Below are 22235 nucleotides of genomic sequence, written 5' to 3'. Positions count from 1 at the left end.
ACTGCGAAAAGTTGACCGGGAACCGAAGGACAAGTTCCCCTATACGCTGAAAGGTCATACAAGCAATAAGACTCTACTTCGGTGCGAGCTCTCTCAAATGGCGCGCTACCGCAATCCATGCACCGATATACCCCAACAGCACTGCGCCTAGCAAGAGTGACAGACCATCGGCAACCGGTACCCCGGACAACGCGAAATTACTGCCATACAAGCCGGCCAGCCCAACTACTGCGTCGTTCAGCCAATTCAGGCCAAACGCCAGAACACCCCAGGAAAGAATCCCCGCACCGAAGCCATATAGCGCACCCATGTACAGAAAGGGCCTACGCACATAGCTGTCAGTGCCGCCGACGAGTTTAATCACTTCTATCTCTGTGCGGCGGTTTTCAATATGAAGACGAATGGTATTGCCTATCACCAAAAGTAATGCAGAAACCAGCAACACGGTCAGGCCGAAGACAAACCGCTCGCCCAGCTTGAGGATGGCCGCCAAACGCTCGACCCAGACTAGATCAAGTTGCGCCTGTTGTACCTTCGGCAACTCGGAAAGTTTTTGTCTTAATGCTTCAAGGGTCGCCTTGTCGACTTCATTCGGAGTAACCAGCACCACGCCAGGCAACGGGTTCTGCGGCAGCTCCTTGAGTGCCTCGCCCAGACCGGACTGCTGCTGGAACTCTTCCAGCGCCTGCTCGCGACTGATGTATTCAGCATCAGCTACACCCGGCATGCCCTTGATCTGCTCGCGCAGTTGCTCGCCTTCGTTGGCGCTGGCATCGATCTGCAAGTAAAGCGAGATCTGCGCCGCACGCTGCCAGGAACCACCCAGACGTTCGACGTTGTTCAGCAGCAACGACAAGCCCATCGGCAAACTCAGGGCAACCGCCATCACCAGACAGGTGAAGAAGCTGCCGATGGGCTGCTTGCCCAGACGCCGCAGGCTGTCCAGCAAACTGGCGCGGTGACTTTCGATCCAGGCGCGCAGCAAGGTGCTGAAGTCCGGACCATCGTCTTCATCGCGCTTTTTCTTCTGTGGTTGCGGATCGGCGGCCTTCGGGGCCACGCGCTCGGAAACCTTCGGACTGCGTGTTGCACTCATACCCCGGCCTCCCCGTCGCCGATCAATCGGCCACGTTGCAAGGTCAGCATGCGATGGCGCATGCGGGCGATCAGCGCCAAATCGTGACTGGCGATCAGCACACTGGTACCCAGACGGTTGATGTCTTCGAAGACGCCCATGATTTCTGCCGCCAGGCGCGGATCGAGGTTACCGGTCGGTTCGTCCGCCAGCAGCAAGGCCGGGCGATGGACGATGGCGCGGGCAATGCCGACGCGCTGCTGCTGACCGGTGGACAGATCACCCGGATAGAGGTCGGTCTTGTCCGAGAGTGCAACGCGCTCCAGGGCCGAATCCACGCGCTTGGCGATTTCAGCCTTGGACAAGCCGAGAATCTGCAACGGCAAGGCGACGTTGTTGAACACCGTACGGTCGAACAACAACTGGTGGTTCTGGAACACCACGCCGATCTGCCGGCGCAGGTACGGGATCTGCGCGTTGCTGATGGTCGCCAGGTCCTGCCCGGCCAGCAGCAGTTTGCCAGTGGTCGGACGCTCCATCGCGAGTAACAGCCGCAGCAGGGTACTTTTACCGGCGCCGGAGTGGCCGGTGACAAACAAGAACTCGCCCCGACGGACTCGAAAGCTCAGCTCATGCAAGCCGACGTGACCGTTCGGATAGCGCTTACCGACCTGTTCGAAACGAATCATGAACGCTCCCGCTCGGCAAATAGTGCCTGGACAAAGGGTTCTGCTTCAAAGGTACGCAAGTCATCGATGCCTTCGCCGACACCGATGTAGCGAATCGGCAGGCCAAACTGCTTGGCCAGGGCGAAAATCACCCCGCCCTTGGCCGTGCCATCGAGTTTGGTCAAGGCCAGGCCGGTCAGTTCGACTGTCTGGTTGAATTGTTTGGCCTGACTAATGGCGTTCTGGCCAGTACCAGCGTCGAGCACCAGCAGCACCTCATGCGGCGCATCGGCGTCGAGTTTACTGATCACCCGGCGAACCTTTTTCAGTTCTTCCATCAGGTTGTCTTTGGTGTGCAGGCGACCGGCGGTATCGGCGATCAGCACATCAATGCCACGGGCCTTGGCGGCCTGTACCGCATCGAAGATAACCGAAGCCGAGTCGGCGCCGGTGTGCTGGGCGATCACCGGGATCTTGTTGCGTTCGCCCCAAACCTGCAATTGCTCGACCGCCGCGGCACGGAAGGTATCACCGGCTGCGAGCATGACTTTCTTGCCTTCAAGCTGCAGCTTCTTCGCCAACTTACCGATGGTGGTGGTTTTGCCGGCGCCGTTGACGCCGACCACCAGAATCACGAACGGCTTGTTCTGCGAGGTAATTTTCAGCGGCTGCTCGACAGGCTTGAGCATGTTGGCAAGCTCGGCCTGCAAGGATTTGTACAGTGCATCGGCGTCGGCCAACTGCTTGCGCGCGACCTTCTGGGTCAGGCTCTGGATGATCACCGATGTCGCTTCGACACCCACGTCAGCGGTCAGCAGGCGGGTTTCGATGTCTTCGAGCAGTTCGTCATCGATGATCTTCTTGCCGAGGAACAGGCTGGCCATGCCCTCGCCGATGCTCGCGCTGGTTTTCGACAGGCCTTGCTTGAGGCGGGCAAAGAAGCCGGCTTTGGTTTCTTCGGTGCGTACCGGTTCGGCCGCGACCGGAGTCGGAGCCGCAACCGGTGCAACCGGCGCTGGCGCTGTTACCGGTGCCGCGACAACGGGTGCCGGCACTGGGGCGGGTACAGGTTCTGGAGCACGTTCTGGTGCCACGAATGCGGCAATCACCGGCTGAGGCAGATCAGGCTCATCAACTATCAGTTGTTCAGCCGTCGGATCGATGACCGGGACCGGTTCAACCACCAGCAGCTCCACCGCTTGCTGGACTACTGTCGGCGCAGGAATCGGTGGCGTGATATGCGGCGCCAGCTCGTTTTCGACCAGGGCCACCGGCTCTTCAGCCACCGGCAACGTCAACCACGGCTTGTGTACAACTTCCGGCGCGCGCGGTACTTCAGCCACTGGCGCAGGCGCAGGCTCGACAACCGGCTGCACTACCGGCTCGGCTATCGGCAATACGGCAGCAGCCGGTGCTTGCGCAACGGGCGCTGCTTCTATTACCGGCTCAGGCGCAACCTCTGGAAGTGGCTGTGGCTGTTCGACGGCGGGTGCCTGCGGCTTTTTGCGCAGCCATCCGAACAGGCTTTTCTTCTCGCCAGCCGCAGCTGGGGTCTTCTTGTCGTCGTTGGAACCAAACATGGAGGACGGCTATCTCACGGTAGCGACGCGCCAATGGCGCCTCGGCAAATAAATATTCGATGCAGAACAGACTGCGTTTCACCCAGCTTGTTCACGCGCAACATTTTGTCGAAGTGCTCAACAGCACCTCAAGGATCGATTTTACGAAGGACTGAACTGGCAAAATCGGCGAAAAAGCGGAGTTTAGCTGATAAACAGAGGCTTTCCGCCGTGAACCCATACAGCCTGATCAAGCACAAAAGCCTGATAGGCGTGGCCGCCAGTAAAACGGATCAGTATCCTAGCACCCTCTAGCCCGCTGACGCTAAGACCTAGCGGGCAGCCCAACAGGTTTAAAAACGAATGAATGCTCTAGCCCGCCGCGCTGCAGGCCTGCTGCTCAGCACAGTTTGTCTGCCCCTTTCAGCTTTGGCTGCCGCCCCCCAACCGACCCACGAATTCACCCTCGACAACGGCCTCAAGGTCGTCGTGCGCGAGGATCATCGTGCCCCCGTCGTCGTTTCCCAGATCTGGTACAAGGTTGGCTCCAGCTACGAAACCCCGGGCCAGACCGGTTTGTCCCACGCCCTGGAACACATGATGTTCAAGGGCAGCGAGAAAGTCGGCCCCGGCGAAGCGTCGTTGATCCTGCGCGACCTCGGTGCCGAAGAGAACGCCTTCACCAGCGACGACTACACCGCGTATTACCAGGTGCTGGCGCGTGATCGCCTGGGCGTGGCCTTTGAACTGGAAGCCGACCGCATGGCCAACCTGCGCCTGCCGGCCGACGAGTTCAGCCGCGAGATCGAAGTGATCAAGGAAGAGCGCCGCATGCGCACCGACGACAAGCCGATGGCCAAGGCTTACGAGCGCTTCAAGGCCATGGCCTACCCGGCCAGCGGCTACCACACGCCGACCATCGGCTGGATGGCTGACCTGGATCGCATGAAGGTCGAAGAACTGCGCCACTGGTATAAATCCTGGTACGTGCCGAACAACGCCACGCTGGTGGTGGTCGGTGATGTAACCCCGGACGAAGTCAAAGCCCTGGCCCAGCGCTACTTCGGACCGATCCCGAAGCGCGACGTGCCGCCAGCGAAGATTCCGCTGGAACTGGCCGAGCCCGGCGAGCGCCAGATCACCCTGCACGTACAGACACAATTGCCGAGCCTGATGCTGGCCTTCAACGTGCCGAGCATCGCCACTGCGCAAGACAAGCGCTCGGTCAATGCCCTGCGGTTGATCGCGGCATTGCTTGATGGCGGCTACAGCGCGCGCATCTCGGCGCAACTGGAGCGCGGCGAAGAACTGGTCTCCGGTGGTTCATCGAGCTACGACGCCTACACCCGCGGTGACAGCCTGTTTACTTTGTCAGCCACGCCGAACACCCAGAAACACAAAACCATGGCCCAAGTCGAAGCCGGCCTGTGGAAACTGCTCGAACAGCTGAAAACCACCGCGCCTTCAGTTGATGAAGTTGAACGTGTACGCGCACAAGTGATCGCCGGCCTGGTCTACGAGCGTGACTCGATCACCAGCCAGGCCACTGCCATTGGTCAGCTGGAAACCGTCGGTCTGTCGTGGAAGTTGATGGACACCGAACTCGCCGAGCTGCAAAGCGTGACACCGGAAGACATCCAGAAAGCCGCCCGCACCTATTTCACTCGCGAACGTCTCAGCGTTGCGCATGTACTGCCACTGCCCGAGGAAACCGCTCATGAGTGAGAGTAAAAAACCACGTCTGGCCCTGATCGGCCTGTTACTCGTCGCACTGGTCGCCGCGTTCGGTTTCTACCTCAGCCGTTCGACCGAGACCAATGCCAGCGAAGCCCTCGACCAGGCCAAGGCCAGCAAAAAGCTGCAATCACTGGCCGAACTCGACAGTAAAGCGCCGAGCCACCGCACGCTGGACGTGCAAACCTGGAAAACCGCTGAAGGCTCCAAGGTGCTGTTCGTTGCAGCCCCGGAACTGCCGATGTTCGACATGCGCCTGATCTTCGCTGCCGGCAGCAGTCAGGACGGTGATAAACCAGGTCTGGCGGTGCTGACCAATGCCATGCTCAACGAAGGTATCGCCGGTAAAGATGTCGGCAAGATCGCTGAAGGCTTCGAAGGCCTTGGCGCAAACTTTGGCAACGGCGCCTACAAAGACATGGCCGTCGCCACATTGCGCAGCCTGAGTGCTGTGGATAAACGCGAGCCGGCGCTGAAACTGTTCGCTGAAGTGGTCGGCAAACCGACGTTCCCGACCGACTCATTGGAGCGCATCAAGAACCAGTTGCTCGCCGGCTTCGAATACCAGAAGCAGAACCCCGGCAAACTGGCGAGCCTTGAGCTGATGAAGCGCCTGTATGGCAACCACCCTTACGCACACTCAAGCGACGGCAATGCGCAAAGTGTGCCGCCGATTACCGTGGCGCAATTGCGGGCCTTCCACGAGAAAGCCTATGCCGCGGGCAACGTGGTGATTGCACTGGTGGGCGACTTGTCGCGCAGCGAAGCCGAAGCGATTGCCGAACAGATTTCCGTCGCACTGCCAAAAGGCCCGGCGCTGGCGAAAATCGAACAACCGGCCGAACCACAAGCCAGCATCGGGCACATCGAGTTTCCGTCCAAGCAAACCAACCTGATGCTCGCGCAACTGGGCATCGACCGTGACGATCCGGACTACGCGGCCGTCTCCTTGGGCAACCAGATTCTCGGTGGCGGCGGCTTTGGCACCCGGCTGATGAGCGAAGTACGTGAAAAACGCGGCCTGACCTACGGCGTTTATTCCGGTTTCACCCCGATGCAGGTCCGTGGCCCGTTCATGATCAACCTGCAAACCCGCGCCGAAATGAGCGAAGGCACGCTCAAACTGGTGCAGGACGTGCTCGCCGACTACTTGAAAACCGGCCCGACCCAGAAAGAACTCGACGACGCCAAACGTGAACTGGCCGGCAGCTTCCCGCTGTCCAACGCCAGCAACGCCGATATCGTCGGCCAACTGGGCGCCATGGGCTTTTATAACTTGCCGCTGAGTTACCTTGAAGACTTCATGCGGCAGTCGCAAAGCCTGACGGTCGAGCAGGTCACCGCGGCAATGAACAAACACCTGAGCACGGACAAAATGGTCATCGTTTCTGCTGGTCCGACCGTGCCGCAAAAGCCGTTACCGGCCCCAACTGACAAACCATCCGAGCAGCCGCTCGGGGTTCCGGAGCATTAATGGCCAGTCCATCGCGTCCTAAAAAACCTGTTCATAACGTGCATAACGGCGTGAACCAATTGCGCATCATCGGTGGCGAATGGCGCAGCCGTCGCCTGAGTTTCCCGGACGCGCCAGGCTTGCGCCCGACGCCCGACCGCGTGCGTGAAACCCTGTTCAACTGGCTCGCACCGTACGTTGCCGGGGCCAAGGTTCTCGATCCGTTTGCCGGCAGCGGCGCGCTGTTTCTCGAAGCGCTGTCCCGTGGCGCCGCCATGGGCCAGGCGCTGGACGCCAGCAGCCTGGCGGTTTCCAGCCTGAAAGAACATTTGGGAACGCTGCGTTGCACCGTCGGCCAGGTACAAACCGCCGATGCCTTGCGTTACCTGGAAACCCAGCCCGCGATCGCCTACGACCTGGTGTTCCTCGATCCACCGTTCAACCAGAACCTGTTGCCCGCCGTTTGCACATTACTTGAAGAACGCCAATGGCTCGCCGACGACGCGTGGATCTACACTGAAAGTGAGACCGCGCCATCGACCCTCGGTCTGCCAGGGGGCTGGCGCCTGCACCGGGAGCAAAAGTCCGGGCGGGTCTACTACGCGTTGTGGCACCGTCTGGCAGAGATCGCCGGTTAATCCACCGGCCTGAACAAGGCGCGTGCCTGGGGTTAACAATCTCTGGCACGCGCCGCTGCATCGAGAACAACCGTGCCTACACCGCCTGATCGTTTCATCCCGGCCTTCGGCCTCGGCAACCCGCATTTGCAAACCTTGTGGGGACCGTTGTGGCGCAAAACCACTCATCTGGATCGACAACGCGAACGTCTGTGGCTCGACGATGGCGACTTCCTCGATCTCGACTGGCACGGGCCGCACAGCGCCAATGCACCTCTGGTGCTGGTGTTGCATGGATTGACCGGTTCTTCGAACTCACCGTATGTCGCCGGCCTGCAAAAAGCCCTGTTCGCCCAAGGCTGGGCCAGCGTGGCGCTGAACTGGCGCGGCTGTTCGGGCGAACCGAATCTGTTGCCGCGCAGCTATCATTCCGGCGCCAGCGAAGACCTCGCGGCGGCGATCAACCACCTGCGCGCCACCCGCCCGTCGGCGCCGCTGTACGCGGTCGGCTATTCGCTGGGCGGCAATGTGCTGCTCAAGCACCTGGGTGAAACCGGCAGTGGCAGTCAGTTGCAGGGCGCGGTGGCGGTCTCGGTACCCTTTCGCCTGGACCAATGCGCCGACCGCATCGGTCAGGGATTTTCGCGGATCTATCAAGCGCACTTCATGCGCGAAATGCTCGCCTACATCAAGACCAAGCAACAGAAGTTCCTGCACGACGGCCACCACGAGGGCCTGGAGACCCTGGCCAGACTCGGCTCACTGGAGAACCTGCGCACGTTCTGGGATTTCGATGGCCGGGTGACTGCGCCACTGAACGGCTTCAAGGACGCGCATGACTATTATCGCCGCGCCTCCAGCCGTTATTTTCTCGGCGAGATCCGCACGCCGACCCTGATCATTCAAGCGGCCGACGATCCTTTCGTATTTCTCCACAGCTTGCCGCACGCCAGCGAGTTATCGGACTGCACGCAGTTCGAGTTGCAGGCCAAGGGCGGGCATGTCGGCTTTGTCGACGGCACATTCCGCAACCCCGGCTACTACCTGGAACGGCGTATCCCGCACTGGCTGACCAACACAGGTCGCGAGTAAGGTCATGGAGGCCAATCCGGGCGAGTCGATCCACTTCTGGCAAACGGCACCGTTGGCCGGCGTCGAGCTGTTGTCCGCGCGCTACATCGAACAGCGCTTCGTCCCTCACGTACACGACGGCTTCGTCATCGGCATCATCATGGCCGGCGCTCAACGCTACCGCTATCGCGGCGCCGAACATCTGGCTGGCAGCGGGACGTTGGTGGTGATCAATCCAGACGAATTGCACACTGGCCACAAAGGCACGGACAACGGTTGGTTGTACCGGGCGTTCTATCCCGACAATCAGCAAATCCTTTCGTTGCTGGGCGAACTTGAGCTGCCTGACCACGATTTGCCGGCCTTTGGTGCGACGCTGTATCGCGACCCGGATCTGGTGAGTGGCCTCTGCCAACTGCACCGTTTGCTGGAGAGCCCTGCCAGTGCGCTGCAACAGCAGACCGCATGGCGGGAAATGATGCTGTCGTTGCTGCAACGTCACGCCGCAGTAGCAACGCCCGGTCAACCTGGACAGGAACATCGGGCCATCGCCCGAGCCAAGGAACTGCTGCACGCGCAGCTCGCGGCACCACCCTCCCTGGAAGAACTGGCCGCTGCGGTGAACCTTTCACCCTTCCACTTCGCCCGAGTGTTTCGCTACGCCACCGGTATGCCGCCGCACGCCTGGCTGATGCAGCAGCGTATCGCCCAGGCTCGTGCGTTATTACAGGAAGGCTGCCTGCCACTGGAGGTTGCCACCCGGCTCGGCTTTGCCGACCAGAGTCATCTGAGCCGGCAGTTCAAGAAGGTTTATGGCGTGGGACCGGGGGCTTATCGCAGCGCCCGACTGCTTTGAGTCTCAAAGCCCCCCAATACCCACAGGGGATTGGCGATTAGTCGCCAGTAGCGACGCCCCGCGCCGGATCGGTGATCCACTCGCTCCACGACCCGGCATACAGCGAACCCAACGGATAACCGGCCAGGCACAACGCAAACAGGTTATGGCACGCCGTCACGCCCGAGCCGCAATACGCCACCAGTTCGGTCGGCGAACGATCACCCAGTTTCGCCGCAAAGCGCTGCTTGAGCTGATCGGCGGGAAGGAAACGCCCGTCGGCATCCAGGTTGTCGGTAAAGGCCGCGCATTGCGCGCCGGGAATGTGCCCGGCGACCGGGTCAATCGGCTCGACCTCACCACGAAAACGCGGCAGGCCCCGGGCGTCGAGCAAGGTCAGGGTCGGCTGACCGAGGCGCTGTTGCAGTTTTTCGGCACTCACTAACAAGGTGTGGTCCGGCGCGCCGGTGAAGGAGCCACGGCTGATTGCCGGAGGATCCAGGCTCAGCGGTAAACCCGCCGCGTGCCAGGCCTTGAGGCCACCGTCGAGAATGAACACGCCGTCGCGCTTGCCCAGCCACGCCAGCAACCACCAGGCCCGGGCGGCATACATGCCGGGGCCGTCGTCATACAAAACGATTTCGCTGTCGTTATTGATACCCCAATCCTGCAAACGCTGAATCAAGTGATGGGGCGTCGGCAATGGATGGCGACCGGTGACACCCTTGACCACGGGTCCGCTGAGGTCACGTTCGAGGTCCGCAAACGAGGCCCCCTCGATATGCCCCAGAGCATAGCTGCGCTGGCCGTAATCCGGGTCTTCGAGGGCAAAACGACAATCCAGAATCACCAACCCGGCCTGAGCCTTTTTCTGGTCCAGGGCATTCGGGCTGATCAGTTGCGCAATGGGCATAGCGGGCTCCTGTGATTAAGTCTTTGATCGATCCTACTGCACTTCTTCCAGAGCCTGGGCCAACGGCACGTAAAACTCCTCGAACAAGGCATTGACCGCCTCGCGCGCTTGCTCCGTGACAAATCCTGCTTCCAGCACCAGTACCTGATACACGCCACGTTTAATGGCTTGCTCGCTGAGGTGGTTGGAATTTTCCCGTGTGGTGCACAGAAAGCGCACCCAGGACGTGAGGATGATCCAGGCGTTGAGCGTCAGGGACTCGATCTGGACCTTGTCCATGCACAGGATGCCGGCGTCGACAAAGCCTGCATAAATTGCCGTGCCCTGGATCAGGCAACGTTGCGAAAAACGCCGGTAGCGGGCAGCCAGTTCCACATCGTTGTCGAGCAAGTGCTCGAGGTCACGGTGCAAAAACCGGTAGCGCCACATGGCGGACAGCAGTTCCTGCAAGTAGAAACGCTTGTCTTCAACGGTCGCGGCGCGGCCCTGAGGTGGGCGCAGGAAGCTCTCTACCAGGGCTTCGTACTCACTGAACAACACGGCGATGATCGCCTGCTTGTTGGGGAAGTGGTAGTACAGGTTGCCCGGAGAAATCTCCATATGCGCAGCGATATGGTTGGTACTGATGCTGCGTTCACCCTGTTGATTGAACAGCTCCAGGCTGTTCTGCACGATGCGCTCGCTGGTTTTTATTCGTGGGGCCATGGCTTGAGCTTTAATTCTTCTGTGCGTTGCCGGGCATCTTACGACCTATCCGCTGGCGGATAAATCATCGCTTCCCGAGGATGTCATTTGACTTTTTAGAGCATAGACTCTAAAAACTTCCTCATTCTAAAAAAAACCGGAGCTACGATGCCCGCCGACATTGCCTACCTGCAAAACTCTCAACAGCCATTGAGTGAGCTACACGCTCTGTTTGCCGCCCAGCGCCAGGCCTACGCGGCCCACCCGATGCCGCCGGCCGCGCAACGCCAGCAATGGCTCAAGGCATTGCGTAATCTGTTGAGTGACGAGCGTCAGGCCTTGATCGACGCGATCAGCCAGGATTTCAGCAACCGTAGCGCCGATGAAACCCTACTCGCCGAGCTGATGCCGAGCCTGCACGGTATTCAATACGCCAGCAAACACCTCAAAGGCTGGATGAAAGCGTCCCCGCGCAAGGTCGGAATCGCCTTTCAGCCGGCGGCGGCCAAGGTGGTTTATCAGCCGCTGGGCGTAGTCGGAGTCATCGTGCCGTGGAACTACCCGCTGTACCTGGCCATCGGCCCATTGGTCGGCGCGTTGTCGGCGGGCAACCGAGTGATGCTCAAACTCAGCGAGTCCACCCCGGCCACCGGGCAACTGCTGAAAACGTTGCTGGCCAAAGTGTTCCCCGAAGACCTGGTGTGTGTGGTGTTGGGCGAAGCCGAGGTCGGCATGGCCTTTTCCAGGCTGCCCTTCGATCATCTGTTGTTCACCGGTGCCACCAGTATCGGCAAACATGTGATGCGCGCGGCGGCGGAGAACCTGACACCGGTGACACTGGAATTAGGCGGCAAGTCTCCGGCGATCGTTTCCCACGATGTACCGCTCAAGGATGCCGCCGAACGCATTGCCTTCGGTAAAACCCTGAATGCCGGACAAACCTGTGTCGCGCCGGACTACGTGCTGGTCCCGGAAGAACGGGTCGGTTCCTTCGTCGAAGCCTATCGTCAGGCGGTTCGCGGGTTTTACCCGACACTCGCGGACAACCCGGACTACACCGCGATCATCAATGAGCGCCAATTGGCCCGGCTGCGCAGCTACCTCAGCGATGCCACCAGCAAGGGCGCGCTGCTGATTCCGATGTTCGAGCAGGATCAGGACCGACGCATGAGCCATAGCCTGCTGCTGAATGTCAGCGACGAGATGATCGTGATGCAGGACGAAATCTTCGGCCCGGTGCTGCCTATCGTGCCTTACAAGAATCTGGACCAGGCGTTTGCCTACATCAATCAGCGGCCACGTCCGCTGGCGCTGTATTTCTTCGGCTACAACAAGGCCGAACAAAATCGCGTCCTCAACGAAACCCATTCCGGCGGCGTGTGCCTGAACGACACCTTGCTGCACGTCGCGCAAGACGACATGCCGTTTGGCGGTATCGGCGCTTCAGGCATGGGCCATTACCACGGCCATGAAGGCTTCCTGACGTTCAGCAAAGCCAAAGGCGTGCTGATCAAGCAGCGCTTTAACGCGGCGAAGCTGATTTATCCGCCTTACGGCAAGTCGATCCAGAAACTGATCCAGAAGCTGTTCATCCGCTGACGCCTCATGACCGGGTAATAACAATAATGAACCCAAGCCTTTCCGAATCCCCCGCGCTGACACGGCGCGGCCTGCTCAAATTCAGTCTCTGCGCCACGGCCTTCCTGACCACGGCCGGCCTTGGCGCCAGCCTCAGTGGTTGCTCGGCCAGCAGCCCGGCCAGCGGTTTCGCCATGTTGCGCAGCAGTGATCTGCCGTTCTTGCGCGCGCTGATCCCGGTGATGCTCGACGGCGCCGTGGCCGTCGAAAAACTCCCGGCCGCCGCCGAAGGCACCCTGCAATCGCTCGACCACGACCTCAATCACCTGTCGCCGGAAATGCTCAAGCTGACCCAGCAACTGTTCGACGTGCTCGGCATGACTATCACTCGCGGGCCACTGACCGGCATCTGGGGCCACTGGGAGAACGCCAGCAGCGACGACATCCGCCAATTCCTGCAGCGCTGGCAAAACAGCTCGCTGAGCCTGTTGCGCATGGGCCACAGCTCGATCCTGCAACTGGTGATGATGGCCTGGTACAAGCGCGCCGAGTCCTGGGCACATTGCGGATATCCGGGGCCGCCCGTCGTTTGAGACCGAGGTGTCCCTATCGCGAGCCGCATCACCACCGAATCCAAAACAATAAGAGAGCCCAAAGATGCCCGTACCCGATCCGTTCCGCGAAGGCCTGGCCCGTGGCTGGAAAACCTACAACGGCTCGCAACTGGCCAATGATCTGACGCTGGAAGCCGACATTGCGATCATCGGCAGCGGCGCTGGCGGCGGCACCACCGCCGAAATCCTCAGCGCTGCCGGCTACAAAGTGCTGTTGATCGAAGAAGGCCCGCTCAAGACCAGCAGCGACTTCAAGATGCTCGAAGACCAGGCCTATTCCAGCCTTTATCAGGAAGGCATCGGCCGCATGAGCAAGGACGGCGCGATCACCATCCTGCAAGGCCGCGCAGTCGGTGGCACGACGCTGGTCAACTGGACCTCAAGTTTTCGCACCCCCGAGCCGACCCTCGAACACTGGGCCACAGAACACGACGTCAAGGGCCACAGCCCGGCCGAAATGGCGCCTTGGTTCGAAAAAATGGAGCAGCACCTTGGCGTCGCCCCGTGGATGATGCCGCCGAATGCCAACAACAACGTGATCAAAAAAGGTTGTGAACAGCTCGGCTACAGCTGGCACGTGATCCCGCGAAATGTGCGCGGTTGCTGGAACCTCGGCTATTGCGGCATGGGCTGCCCGACCAACGCCAAGCAATCGATGATGGTCACCACCATCCCCGCAACCCTGGAAAAAGGTGGCGAGCTGCTCTATCTCGTCCGCGCCGAACACCTGCTGATCAAGGATGACAAAGTCACCGGCCTGCACTGCGCGGCAATGGATGAACGTTGCGTGGCACCGACCGGGCGTAGCATCACCGTCAAGGCGCGGCACTACATACTGGCCGGTGGCGGCATCAACAGCCCGGCATTGTTGCTGCGCTCAAAAGCCCCGGATCCCCATGAGCGCCTTGGCAAGCGGACTTTTCTGCACCTGGTGAACATGTCCGCCGGGCTGTTCGACGAGGTGATCAACCCGTTTTACGGCGCGCCGCAGTCGATTTACTCCGACCACTTTCAATGGCAGGACGGCACCACCGGCAAAATGTCCTACAAGCTGGAGGTACCGCCGCTACACCCGGCGCTGGCGGCGACCTTGCTCGGTGGCTTTGGCGAAGAGAACGCTCGACACATGCAGCAATTGCCGCACACCCACGCGATGCTGGCCCTGCTGCGTGACGGTTTTCACCCGGACAGCCCGGGTGGCAGCGTCGAGTTACGCGGCGATGGCTCACCGGTGCTCGACTATCAGGTCTCAGCCTATGCCTGGGATGGCATACGTCGAGCGTTCCACAGCATGGCCGAGATCCAGTTTGCCGGCGGTGCCAACGCGGTCATGCCGATGCACGCCGATGCGCGCTACGTGAAAACCCTCGCCGAGGCACGTGCTCTGATCGACGGCCTGAGCCTTGAGCTGTACCGCACACGACTGGGCAGCGCTCATGTGATGGGCGGATGTGCCATGGGTGAAGACCCGAAAAATGCCGTCACCGACAGTCTCGGCCGCCATCATCAACTGAGTAATCTGTCGATCCATGATGGCTCGCTGTTCCCCACCAGCATTGGCGCCAACCCGCAATTGTCGGTCTATGGACTGACCGCGCAACTGGCGACAGCGCTGGCTGTGCGTTTAAAAAACCTATGAAAAAACCCATAATTCGCATCGTCTATAGTGCTTTCTTACCCCAAAGGCGACTTGGCCGACCGGGAAGGCTGCGATACCATCCGACTCCCCAACGGACTCCCGCCAGGACGACGCGATGAACCGAGTGTTGTACCCAGGTACCTTCGACCCTATTACCAAGGGCCATGGCGATCTGGTCGAACGCGCCTCGCGCCTGTTCGATCACGTGATCATCGCCGTCGCCGCCAGCCCGAAGAAAAACCCGCTATTTCCCCTGGAACAGCGTGTGGAGCTGGCCCGCGAGGTCACTAAACATCTGCCGAACGTCGAAGTCGTCGGCTTTTCGACGCTGCTGGCGCACTTTGCCAAAGAGCAGAACGCCAACGTGTTCCTGCGTGGCCTGCGCGCGGTATCGGACTTCGAATACGAATTCCAGCTGGCTAACATGAACCGCCAATTGGCCCCGGACGTGGAAAGCCTGTTTCTTACCCCGTCCGAGCGTTATTCGTTCATTTCTTCGACGCTGGTCCGTGAAATTGCTGCCTTGGGGGGCGATATCACCAAGTTCGTCCACCCTGTCGTGGCCGACGCGCTGACCCTGCGCTTCAAGAAGTAGGCGCTGCCACAGACTGCTATCTCTTGCAGTCCATCGCGCCTGCGTGCACTGCGGGCGCCGATGCGGCACAATTGTACGCATCAGTTTTCAGATGCCTGGGCAGAACACCCCGGCAGGAGTCCCAATGTCCCTGATCATCACCGACGATTGCATCAACTGCGACGTCTGCGAACCCGAGTGCCCGAACGCCGCCATCTCCCAGGGCGAAGAGATCTATGTGATCGACCCGAACCTCTGCACCCAGTGCGTCGGCCACTACGACGAACCACAGTGCCAGCAGGTTTGCCCGGTGGATTGCATTCCGCTGGACGAAGCGCATCCAGAAACTCAAGAGCAGTTGATGGAGAAGTACCGCAAGCTTACCGGCAAGGCTTGAGTATTTTGGTGTCAGTTCCGACGCCTTCGCGGGCAAGCCTTGCTCCTACAGGTCGGTGAAATCCCGTAGGAGCAAGGCTTGCCCGCGATGCTTTTAAAGCTACTGCTGCTGCTCAAACCCCTCCCCGATACACCCCAGGCAACGGACGAACGCCGCTTTCGCCGGATCGACCACCAGCGCCTGCCCCGCATCGCCTACCCCGCCGCCCAGCGCGGTAAACGGCAAGGACACAATAAACACCCCGGCACCGATCACCGTCGCCGCGACCAGCAACGGGCGGGCGATCAGCAGATCGCCGATCATCGCGTAGGCCGGTGGGTTATGGATGCTGTAACTGGGGTCGCCGCTGCCGCCGTCGGACGCCTGGGCAGATAAGCCGATGCTCAACAGCAGCGCGGCAGCAAGGGTTCGAATCGATCTCATGGCACGGTCCTTCGGCTAGGCAGTCAGACCACTAACTATAGACCGTAGGAATTCTCAGCTCTGACAACGCGGGCAAAAGACGCTGGCGCGCTGCCCGAGGCGAACTTCCCGCAATTCGCTACCACAGACCTTGCACTGCTCACCGCCACGGCCGTACACGAACAACTCTTGCTGGAAATACCCCGGCTGGCCGTCACCGCCAATGAAGTCGCGCAGCGTGGTGCCGCCGCGTTCGATAGCGGCGGCCAGAATGCGTTTGATCTCGATCGCCAGCTTCAGATAGCGCGCCCGGGAAATCCCCTTGGCCTCGCGGCGCGGGTCGATCCCGGCAGCAAACAGTGCTTCGGTCGCATAAATGTTGCCAACCCCGACCACCACGGCGTTGTCCATGATGAACGGCTTGACCGCCATCGAACGCCCGCGTGACAGCTGGAATAGCCGCTCGCCATCGAACAGATCCGTCAGCGGCTCCGGCCCCAGACGAACCAGCAATTCGTGATTCAGCGGATCGAGGCTCCAGAGCATCGCGCCAAAACGTCGCGGGTCGGTGTAGCGCAGCGCCAGGCCGGATTCGAGTTCGATGTCCACATGCTCGTGCTTGAGCGCCGGCAAGCCGACTTCCACCAGACGCAAATTCCCCGACATGCCCAAATGACTGATCAACGTGCCGACTTCGGCGTTGATCAGCAAATACTTGGCGCGTCGCTCCACCAACACGATGCGCTGCCCGGACAGCCGCACATCGAGGTCCTCGGGGATCGGCCAGCGCAGACGCCGATCACGCACGATCACGCGACTGACGCGCTGCCCTTCAAGGAACGGGGCAATACCGCGACGGGTGGTTTCGACTTCTGGCAGCTCAGGCATGGTGTTCCCGGATCAGCTGAAAACCGACACTCAATGATGAGCGCCAAGCTCGCGAATCGTCTGTTTGAGGTTTTCGAAGTCGTAGTCCGAGAGGCCGACATAATCGAGCACCAAGTGCCCGATGCTATCCCACTCGTGGTCTTCGGTCTGATTGCCCAACACCCGATACGACGCGCAAATGTGTTCCGCCATCTTCAGGATCGCCAGCAAGTTTTTCAACTGGCTGTTACGGGATGATTCGTCGCTGAAAATCGCCAGCGCATTGTGGTGATTGGCGATAGCGTCGGTCACATGCTCCGGCAGGCGCCAGGACTTCGCGGTGTAGTAACCGACCACGGCGTGGTTGGTGTTGAGTACGCGGTTCTCGGTATCAACCACGCGACACTCGGCGTTGGCACTGGCGTAGGCTTCTTCCAGCACCGACATATAGTTGGGGAAGCGCTTGAGCATCAACGGCACACCACAATCGTGGAACAGGCCTAACGCATAAGCCTCGTCCACAGCCTGCGAACCAATGCGCTTGGCCAGGCTCAGGCTGGTCATCGCCACGTCCTGGGCGGTGTCCCAGAACCGGTTCAAGGTGACGATGGTGTCGTCATTCATCTCGCCCTTGATCGACTGCGCATTGATCAGATTGATGACCGAGCGACTGCCCAGCAGGTTCACCGCGCGCTGGATCGAGGCGATCTTGTTGCTCAGCCCGTAATACGGCGAATTGACGATCTTCAACAAAGCGCCAGAGAGGCCCGGATCTTGGGAGATCAACTTCGCGATCACTTCCAGGTCCGGGTCCGGCATGTACTGCTCCATCTGCAAATCCACCATGATTTGCGGCTGAGGCGGCACGCTGATGCCTTGCAGGGCCTGTTGAATCTGTTCGGAAGATAGCTCTTGGGACATACGTACTCACTCTGGGCCAAGGGGCGATTCTAGCGGAAAAAATCCGCCACATGGGCGATCTGTCCGACGCAACGCCCAGAAACAACCGCGCTGCGCCTCCCATCTAGCGCTATAATCCCGCTCTTTTTTTTCACCTGGAGCGACGTCATGTCCCTGCCAAGCTTGCGCCTCAAAGCCAACGCCGACCGTCGCCTGCGCGCCGGCCACCTGTGGGTCTACAGTAACGAAATCGACGTAGCCGCCACCCCGCTGCACGGCTTCAAGGCTGGCGATCAAGCGATTCTCGAAGCTGCTGGCGGCAAGCCGCTGGGCATCGTCGCCATGAGCCCGAACAACCTGATCTGCGCTCGCCTGCTGTCGCGCGACATCAAGTTGCCGCTCGACAAGTCGCTGCTGGTGCACCGCCTCAACGTTGCGCTGTCCCTGCGCGAGCGCCTGTTCGACAAGCCGTTCTACCGCCTGGTCTACGGCGACTCCGACCTGCTGCCGGGCCTGGTAGTCGACCGTTTCGGCGACATCCTGGTGGTGCAGATCGCTTCGGCGACCATGGAAGCTCATAAAGAAGACGTGATCGCGGCACTGACCCAAGTGCTCAAGCCAAGCGGCATCCTGTTCAAGAATGACTCCGCGGCCCGTGACGCCGAAGGCCTCAACCGCTACGTCGAAACCGTGTTCGGCCTGGTGCCGGAGTGGGTTGCCCTGGAAGAGAACGGCGTGAAGTTCGAAGCACCGGTCATCCAGGGACAGAAAACCGGCTGGTTCTACGACCACCGCATGAACCGCGCGCGCCTGGCACCTTATGCCAAAGGTAAACGCGTGCTGGACCTGTACAGCTACATCGGCGGCTGGGGCGTGCAAGCTGCCGCTTTCGGTGCCAGTGAAGTGTTCTGCGTCGACGCTTCGGCCTTCGCCCTCGACGGTGTCGAGCGTAACGCCGCACTGAACGGTTTCGCCGACAAAATGACCTGCATCGAAGGCGACGTGTTCGAAGCCCTGAAAGAGCTGAAAGCCAGCGAAGAACGATTCGACGTCATCGTGGCCGACCCGCCAGCGTTCATCAAACGCAAGAAAGACATGAAGAACGGCGAAGGCGCCTACCGTCGCCTGAACGAGCAAGCCATGCGCCTGCTCAACAAGGACGGCATCCTGGTCAGCGCTTCATGCTCGATGCACCTGCCTGAAGACGATCTGCAGAACATCCTGCTGACCAGCGCCCGTCACCTGGACCGCAACATCCAGCTGCTGGAACGTGGCGGTCAGGGTCCTGATCACCCGGTGCACCCGGCGATTGCCGAGACGCGGTATATCAAGAGCATTACTTGCCGACTGCTGCCTAACAGCTGATGGCTGAACTCGCTGTAGGAACGGGTTTGCCCGTTCCACAGCGACGGCCCGCATTACTACGGGAAGCCTCCTACGTTACTTTTGATTGAATTCCATTTTTCGCAGACTAGTATCGGTTTCTGGATTTACTCCGGAAAACAAAAACAATGTCTGAGTCCAGCTGTTCACCCTCAATCAGTGGCGACGTAAAGCGCCAACAACTCTCCCGTTTCATCCTCATCACCTGCATTTCCTTGATCAGCTTTTTCCCGATCAACATCCTGCTGCCTTCTTTTCCTGCCCTGGGTTCCAGGTTCGATACGCCAACGGCAGAAGTCGCACTCTCCATCAGCTTGTTCACGCTCGTCTTCTCGATCTCCCAACTGATCGCCGGTCCGCTATCGGATAAATGGGGCCGCAAGGAAGTCCTGATCGGCTGCATTACCCTGTCGATCCTCGGCGCTATTGGTTGTGCACTGGCCCCCAACTACCTGGCCTTCCTACTGTTTCGCGGTGTCCAAGCCATAGGCTGTGGTTTCTTCGTCCTGGGCCACGCGCTGGTGGAGGACCTGTTCGACGAACAAGACCGTGCCCGCGTGCGCCTCTATTACATGACCTTGAGCGGTTCGTTCGTCGCACTCTCGCCGCTGATCGGCTCATGGCTGCAAACCACATTCGACTGGCAAGGTAGCTTCTACGGGTTCGCCGCGATGGCGCTGGGTATGTTGATCCATGCGTTCTGCATCCTGCCCTCCAAGTCCGCCAGCCCGCACCGCGAGCCCTCATCGATCATCGGCACGCTGAAAGCCGTCATACGTAATGGAGACTTCCTGCGCTACTGGTGGATCGCCGCGCTGGTATTCGCCTGCTACTTCGCGCTGATCAGCGTGACGCCATTGATTTTCATGGATGCGCTGAAACTGTCCGAATACCAGTACGCACTGGTGCTGATGGTGTACGGCGTGGCTTATCTGCTTGGCGGTGTGGCGGCCTCGTATCTGCAAAAACGCATCGCGCTGTCCCGGCAAATCAATATCGGCCTCGGATTGCTTTGCGTCGCGGGTGTGCTGCTGACGCTGATCCTCAGCTTTGATGTCATCACCACCGTGACTCTGCTGATCCCGATGCTCATCAGCGCCCTCGCCGTCACCCTGGTTCGACCCGCCGCGATTTCTGCGGCGATGCTGCTGTTTTCCAGCAGCGCCGGCACGGCAGCCTCGGCGGGCAACAGCATTATGTTCCTCACGGCCGCCGTCAGCAGTGCGGCATTGGCCCAGGCTGGCGATCATCTACTCATGACCATCGCCTTCAGTTTCATTGGGCTCAGCCTATGGGGATTACTGACCAATCACCGAACAGGCCGCCGCTAAGGCTCTCGAATCACTGGCGTGAGCAGCATATCGCTGGACTGCAATTGTCTGTAACGCGGCTTGACCAACGAAATCCTGCCTTCGCGGATATCGTTAATCAGCGTCTCGGTGTCAACATTTCCGTCGGGGAGTTGCGTCCACACCAGAGGGCCGCGATCGTCCCACTCGCCTTTCCCGTCCAGGGCATAAATGCGCGGTGGTTTGAAATCGTGGCGGAAACTGGTGCGGGGCACCACCAACACCTCGTTCTGGCCGTCCTGGTCGAGGTCGACCGCCCATAGCACGCAGCCGGGCTCGCAAGGCGAATCGGTGTTCAGACTGATCTCGGCAAACTGCTCACTGCCTTTGGGCTTGGGGCCGATCCATTCCAGTTCGGGCTTGGGTCGTCGGGCCCGCTCCTTTGCATACTGCTCACTGAAACTCAGTGATGTGTCGTCCATCCTCTCGCGCAACGCGCGGCGTGCGTCCGGATCAAGAATGCGCTCCTGATCCAGATCAACTTGCAGCTTGGCATACGCCTCTTCACCGGCCTTCTCCAGGCCAAACCGCAGGTAGTGCGCATCAAACGCCTCAGCCTTGGTGCGCCCATCGAGCAAGCGCCGCACCTGATCGTCAACGCTGAGCTGTACAGGGTTGAGCAGCGGCGTATTGATCAACACCAACAGCACACAAAACAGCAACGCCAGTGCCGGGTTGGTCACGCGCAAGTTGCCCAGCCAGGCCGGCGAGCGCAAGGCCACCGCCCACACCGCCGCCAGGCCGTACAAGCCACACAGCAAGGCAAGCGCCAGCGCGACGAAACGTTGCGGCGACAAGGCATATTGCTCGACCCGCAGCCAGCTTGAGTAAAACGCCAAGGCGGCGAGAACCGGCAGGCACAAAAGGCTCAACTCGATAAAGTGCGTCAACCATTTGGGGTACGGCCGAGTTTGGACGCCCTGCTGGAAAACGCCATTGAGCAAGAACAGTTGAGCGCCGGCCAACACCAGCAAAATCGGGGTGGAGTAGCCCGTGGCCCAAATCCGATCAAGTCCGGTGAAAGGCAAGGTCAGGGTAAACAGCACACTGATCAGTGCAATCAACGGCAACAGCAATCCACAGGCACTGAACAACATGCCGCGCATCTGGCCGATGACTTTCTCGCTGCGCGCCGCCAAGTACATGCCTAGCGCAAACACCAGCGGCAGGCTGAAGCACAGGAACACCTGGCTCCAGAAGTGGCGCTCGAAAAATTCGATGCCCAACATCAGGAACAGTCGGCTCCAAAGCTTGAGCAACAACATGAACAATCCCACCAGAATCAGCGCGTACAGCACGATGAACACACTGTTCCAGGCTTGCTGAAACAAGTCTTCATAGCGCCAGCGCTGCCCTTTGACGGCGGGCCAGGCGAACAGGAAGCTGGCGCAGACATAGCTCAACAACACCAGGCTGATGAACCAGGAGTTGATCGCCCAGCGGCTGCTGACGACATGCTCGGGGCCGTAGCAGACCCACAGTGTCATACCGCCCATCAGCAGGGTGAACGCCAGCGTAGGCAGCAGAGAGCGCCACTGTCGGACTTTCTCCCCGAGCAACTGCAACGTTGTCCCGCCCACCAGGACCACGGTGCAGGTGACAAAAAACAGCGTTTCGCTCACGCGATAGAGCTGGTCGGAGTAGAAGAATACGATTCCCTGGATCAGGCCGATCAGCAGGTAAAACCCAAGAAAACGATTGAGACCGGGCATTCCAGTTCCTTTGGAGTGGGGGAAGGGCAAAAGGTCGCCAGTCTAAACAAAGCCGCCGGCCCTGAGTATTGCCCCGTTCCCTCCAGCCGCCAGCGGTGTAGAATCGAACGATTCATCGCCAGTCATCCCCCGGCGGGTTTATGAGCTCGAGGCCCAAGCAAGCGGCGATCCCGCGACGCGAGTGGCAACTTTCGGACACACGGCCATTTCT

Annotated in this window: 21 protein-coding genes; 12 read left to right on the top strand and 9 right to left on the bottom strand. The window is 60.0% G+C overall.

All coding sequences use genetic code 11. The features are described from left to right. Positions 1 to 73 precede the first annotated feature (73 nt). The 3 genes from ftsX to ftsY are packed head-to-tail and all read right to left on the bottom strand — an operon-like array spanning position 74 to position 3323. A complete protein-coding gene (gene ftsX / locus AC1RJ3_RS06640; RefSeq protein WP_054594473.1) occupies positions 74 to 1096 on the bottom strand; it encodes a permease-like cell division protein FtsX in 1023 nt (340 codons plus the stop codon). Then, positions 1093 to 1764, bottom strand: a complete 672-nt coding sequence (ftsE, locus tag AC1RJ3_RS06635) for a cell division ATP-binding protein FtsE (RefSeq protein WP_019694097.1) — start codon at positions 1762 to 1764, stop codon at positions 1093 to 1095. The genes ftsX and ftsE overlap by 4 nt, the downstream gene beginning before the upstream one ends. After that, complete coding sequence (ftsY, locus tag AC1RJ3_RS06630) at positions 1761 to 3323, bottom strand: signal recognition particle-docking protein FtsY (protein WP_493078065.1); 1563 nt, start codon at positions 3321 to 3323, stop codon at positions 1761 to 1763. Before ftsY ends, ftsE begins: the two co-directional genes overlap by 4 nt. 342 nt (positions 3324 to 3665) lie before the next feature. Between ftsY and AC1RJ3_RS06625 the strand changes: the two genes are divergently transcribed. The 5 genes from AC1RJ3_RS06625 (at position 3666) to AC1RJ3_RS06605 (ending at position 9033) form a co-directional block, all read left to right on the top strand. Then, positions 3666 to 5027, top strand: a complete 1362-nt coding sequence (locus AC1RJ3_RS06625) for a M16 family metallopeptidase (RefSeq protein ID WP_054594475.1) — start codon at positions 3666 to 3668, stop codon at positions 5025 to 5027. Further along, entirely contained in the window at positions 5020 to 6510 is a 1491-nt protein-coding gene (locus AC1RJ3_RS06620) for a M16 family metallopeptidase (protein ID WP_493078063.1), read from the top strand. Before AC1RJ3_RS06625 ends, AC1RJ3_RS06620 begins: the two co-directional genes overlap by 8 nt. After that, positions 6510 to 7127, top strand: coding sequence for a 16S rRNA (guanine(966)-N(2))-methyltransferase RsmD (gene rsmD, locus AC1RJ3_RS06615; RefSeq protein ID WP_347928244.1), 618 nt, complete (start codon positions 6510 to 6512; stop codon positions 7125 to 7127). The genes AC1RJ3_RS06620 and rsmD overlap by 1 nt, the downstream gene beginning before the upstream one ends. Positions 7128 to 7199: 72 nt before the next feature. Further along, positions 7200 to 8198, top strand: a complete 999-nt coding sequence (locus AC1RJ3_RS06610) for a hydrolase (RefSeq protein ID WP_347928245.1) — start codon at positions 7200 to 7202, stop codon at positions 8196 to 8198. A gap of 4 nt (positions 8199 to 8202) precedes the next feature. Continuing rightward, positions 8203 to 9033, top strand: a complete 831-nt coding sequence (locus tag AC1RJ3_RS06605) for an AraC family transcriptional regulator (RefSeq protein WP_347928246.1) — start codon at positions 8203 to 8205, stop codon at positions 9031 to 9033. Between the two features lie 37 nt (positions 9034 to 9070). Here AC1RJ3_RS06605 and AC1RJ3_RS06600 read toward each other — a convergent pair whose 3' ends face one another. Further along, on the bottom strand, positions 9071 to 9925 hold the full coding sequence (locus tag AC1RJ3_RS06600) for a sulfurtransferase (RefSeq protein ID WP_489110744.1): 855 nt from the start codon (positions 9923 to 9925) through the stop codon (positions 9071 to 9073). Positions 9926 to 9958: 33 nt separating this feature from the next. Then, positions 9959 to 10630, bottom strand: a complete 672-nt coding sequence (locus AC1RJ3_RS06595; RefSeq protein ID WP_054594481.1) for a TetR/AcrR family transcriptional regulator — start codon at positions 10628 to 10630, stop codon at positions 9959 to 9961. A 147-nt stretch (positions 10631 to 10777) separates the two neighbouring features. Here AC1RJ3_RS06595 and AC1RJ3_RS06590 point away from each other — a divergent pair, with 147 nt between their 5' ends. The 5 genes from AC1RJ3_RS06590 (at position 10778) to AC1RJ3_RS06570 (ending at position 15411) form a co-directional block, all read left to right on the top strand. Then, positions 10778 to 12208 carry a coniferyl aldehyde dehydrogenase gene (locus AC1RJ3_RS06590; protein ID WP_493078059.1) on the top strand — a complete coding sequence of 477 codons (1431 nt, stop codon included), beginning with the start codon at positions 10778 to 10780 and terminating at the stop codon, positions 12206 to 12208. Positions 12209 to 12234: 26 nt separating this feature from the next. Next, on the top strand, positions 12235 to 12780 hold the full coding sequence (locus tag AC1RJ3_RS06585; RefSeq protein WP_493078057.1) for a twin-arginine translocation pathway signal protein: 546 nt from the start codon (positions 12235 to 12237) through the stop codon (positions 12778 to 12780). 64 nt (positions 12781 to 12844) lie between these two features. Continuing rightward, positions 12845 to 14440: a GMC family oxidoreductase gene (locus tag AC1RJ3_RS06580; protein ID WP_493078055.1), complete on the top strand. Its 1596-nt coding sequence runs from the start codon at positions 12845 to 12847 to the stop codon at positions 14438 to 14440. Positions 14441 to 14555: 115 nt separating this feature from the next. Beyond that, positions 14556 to 15035, top strand: coding sequence for a pantetheine-phosphate adenylyltransferase (gene coaD / locus AC1RJ3_RS06575; RefSeq protein ID WP_008019993.1), 480 nt, complete (start codon positions 14556 to 14558; stop codon positions 15033 to 15035). Positions 15036 to 15159: 124 nt separating this feature from the next. Beyond that, positions 15160 to 15411 (top strand): YfhL family 4Fe-4S dicluster ferredoxin, encoded by a 252-nt coding sequence (locus AC1RJ3_RS06570; protein ID WP_019694109.1) that lies wholly within the window; start codon positions 15160 to 15162, stop codon positions 15409 to 15411. A 99-nt stretch (positions 15412 to 15510) separates the two neighbouring features. Here AC1RJ3_RS06570 and AC1RJ3_RS06565 read toward each other — a convergent pair whose 3' ends face one another. From AC1RJ3_RS06565 to AC1RJ3_RS06555, 3 genes are read right to left on the bottom strand one after another with little or no spacing between them, the layout of a single operon-like run. Beyond that, positions 15511 to 15834 (bottom strand): multidrug transporter, encoded by a 324-nt coding sequence (locus AC1RJ3_RS06565; protein WP_103316813.1) that lies wholly within the window; start codon positions 15832 to 15834, stop codon positions 15511 to 15513. A gap of 54 nt (positions 15835 to 15888) precedes the next feature. Further along, entirely contained in the window at positions 15889 to 16701 is an 813-nt protein-coding gene (gene mutM, locus AC1RJ3_RS06560; RefSeq protein WP_054594486.1) for a bifunctional DNA-formamidopyrimidine glycosylase/DNA-(apurinic or apyrimidinic site) lyase, read from the bottom strand. A gap of 30 nt (positions 16702 to 16731) precedes the next feature. Continuing rightward, the gene (locus AC1RJ3_RS06555; protein ID WP_347930089.1) at positions 16732 to 17547 is read right to left on the bottom strand and encodes an HDOD domain-containing protein; all 816 of its coding nucleotides are present in this window, start codon (positions 17545 to 17547) and stop codon (positions 16732 to 16734) included. A 201-nt stretch (positions 17548 to 17748) separates the two neighbouring features. Between AC1RJ3_RS06555 and AC1RJ3_RS06550 the strand changes: the two genes are divergently transcribed. Together AC1RJ3_RS06550 and AC1RJ3_RS06545 are read left to right on the top strand one after the other, a co-directional pair. After that, on the top strand, positions 17749 to 18945 hold the full coding sequence (locus tag AC1RJ3_RS06550) for a class I SAM-dependent rRNA methyltransferase (RefSeq protein WP_054594488.1): 1197 nt from the start codon (positions 17749 to 17751) through the stop codon (positions 18943 to 18945). Positions 18946 to 19091: 146 nt separating this feature from the next. Beyond that, on the top strand, positions 19092 to 20294 hold the full coding sequence (locus AC1RJ3_RS06545) for an MFS transporter (RefSeq protein WP_489110749.1): 1203 nt from the start codon (positions 19092 to 19094) through the stop codon (positions 20292 to 20294). On the opposite strand, the gene AC1RJ3_RS06540 is transcribed toward AC1RJ3_RS06545, so the two are convergent. Then, positions 20291 to 22024 (bottom strand): DUF4153 domain-containing protein, encoded by a 1734-nt coding sequence (locus AC1RJ3_RS06540; protein WP_054594490.1) that lies wholly within the window; start codon positions 22022 to 22024, stop codon positions 20291 to 20293. The two genes, AC1RJ3_RS06545 and AC1RJ3_RS06540, sit on opposite strands and share 4 nt — an antisense overlap. Positions 22025 to 22235 lie beyond the last annotated feature (211 nt).

The sequence above is a fragment of the Pseudomonas sp. GW822-FHT04C11 genome (assembly GCF_058800905.1).
Note: the sequence above shows the minus strand (reverse complement) of the source record. Positions and strands in the feature narration are given on the sequence as shown.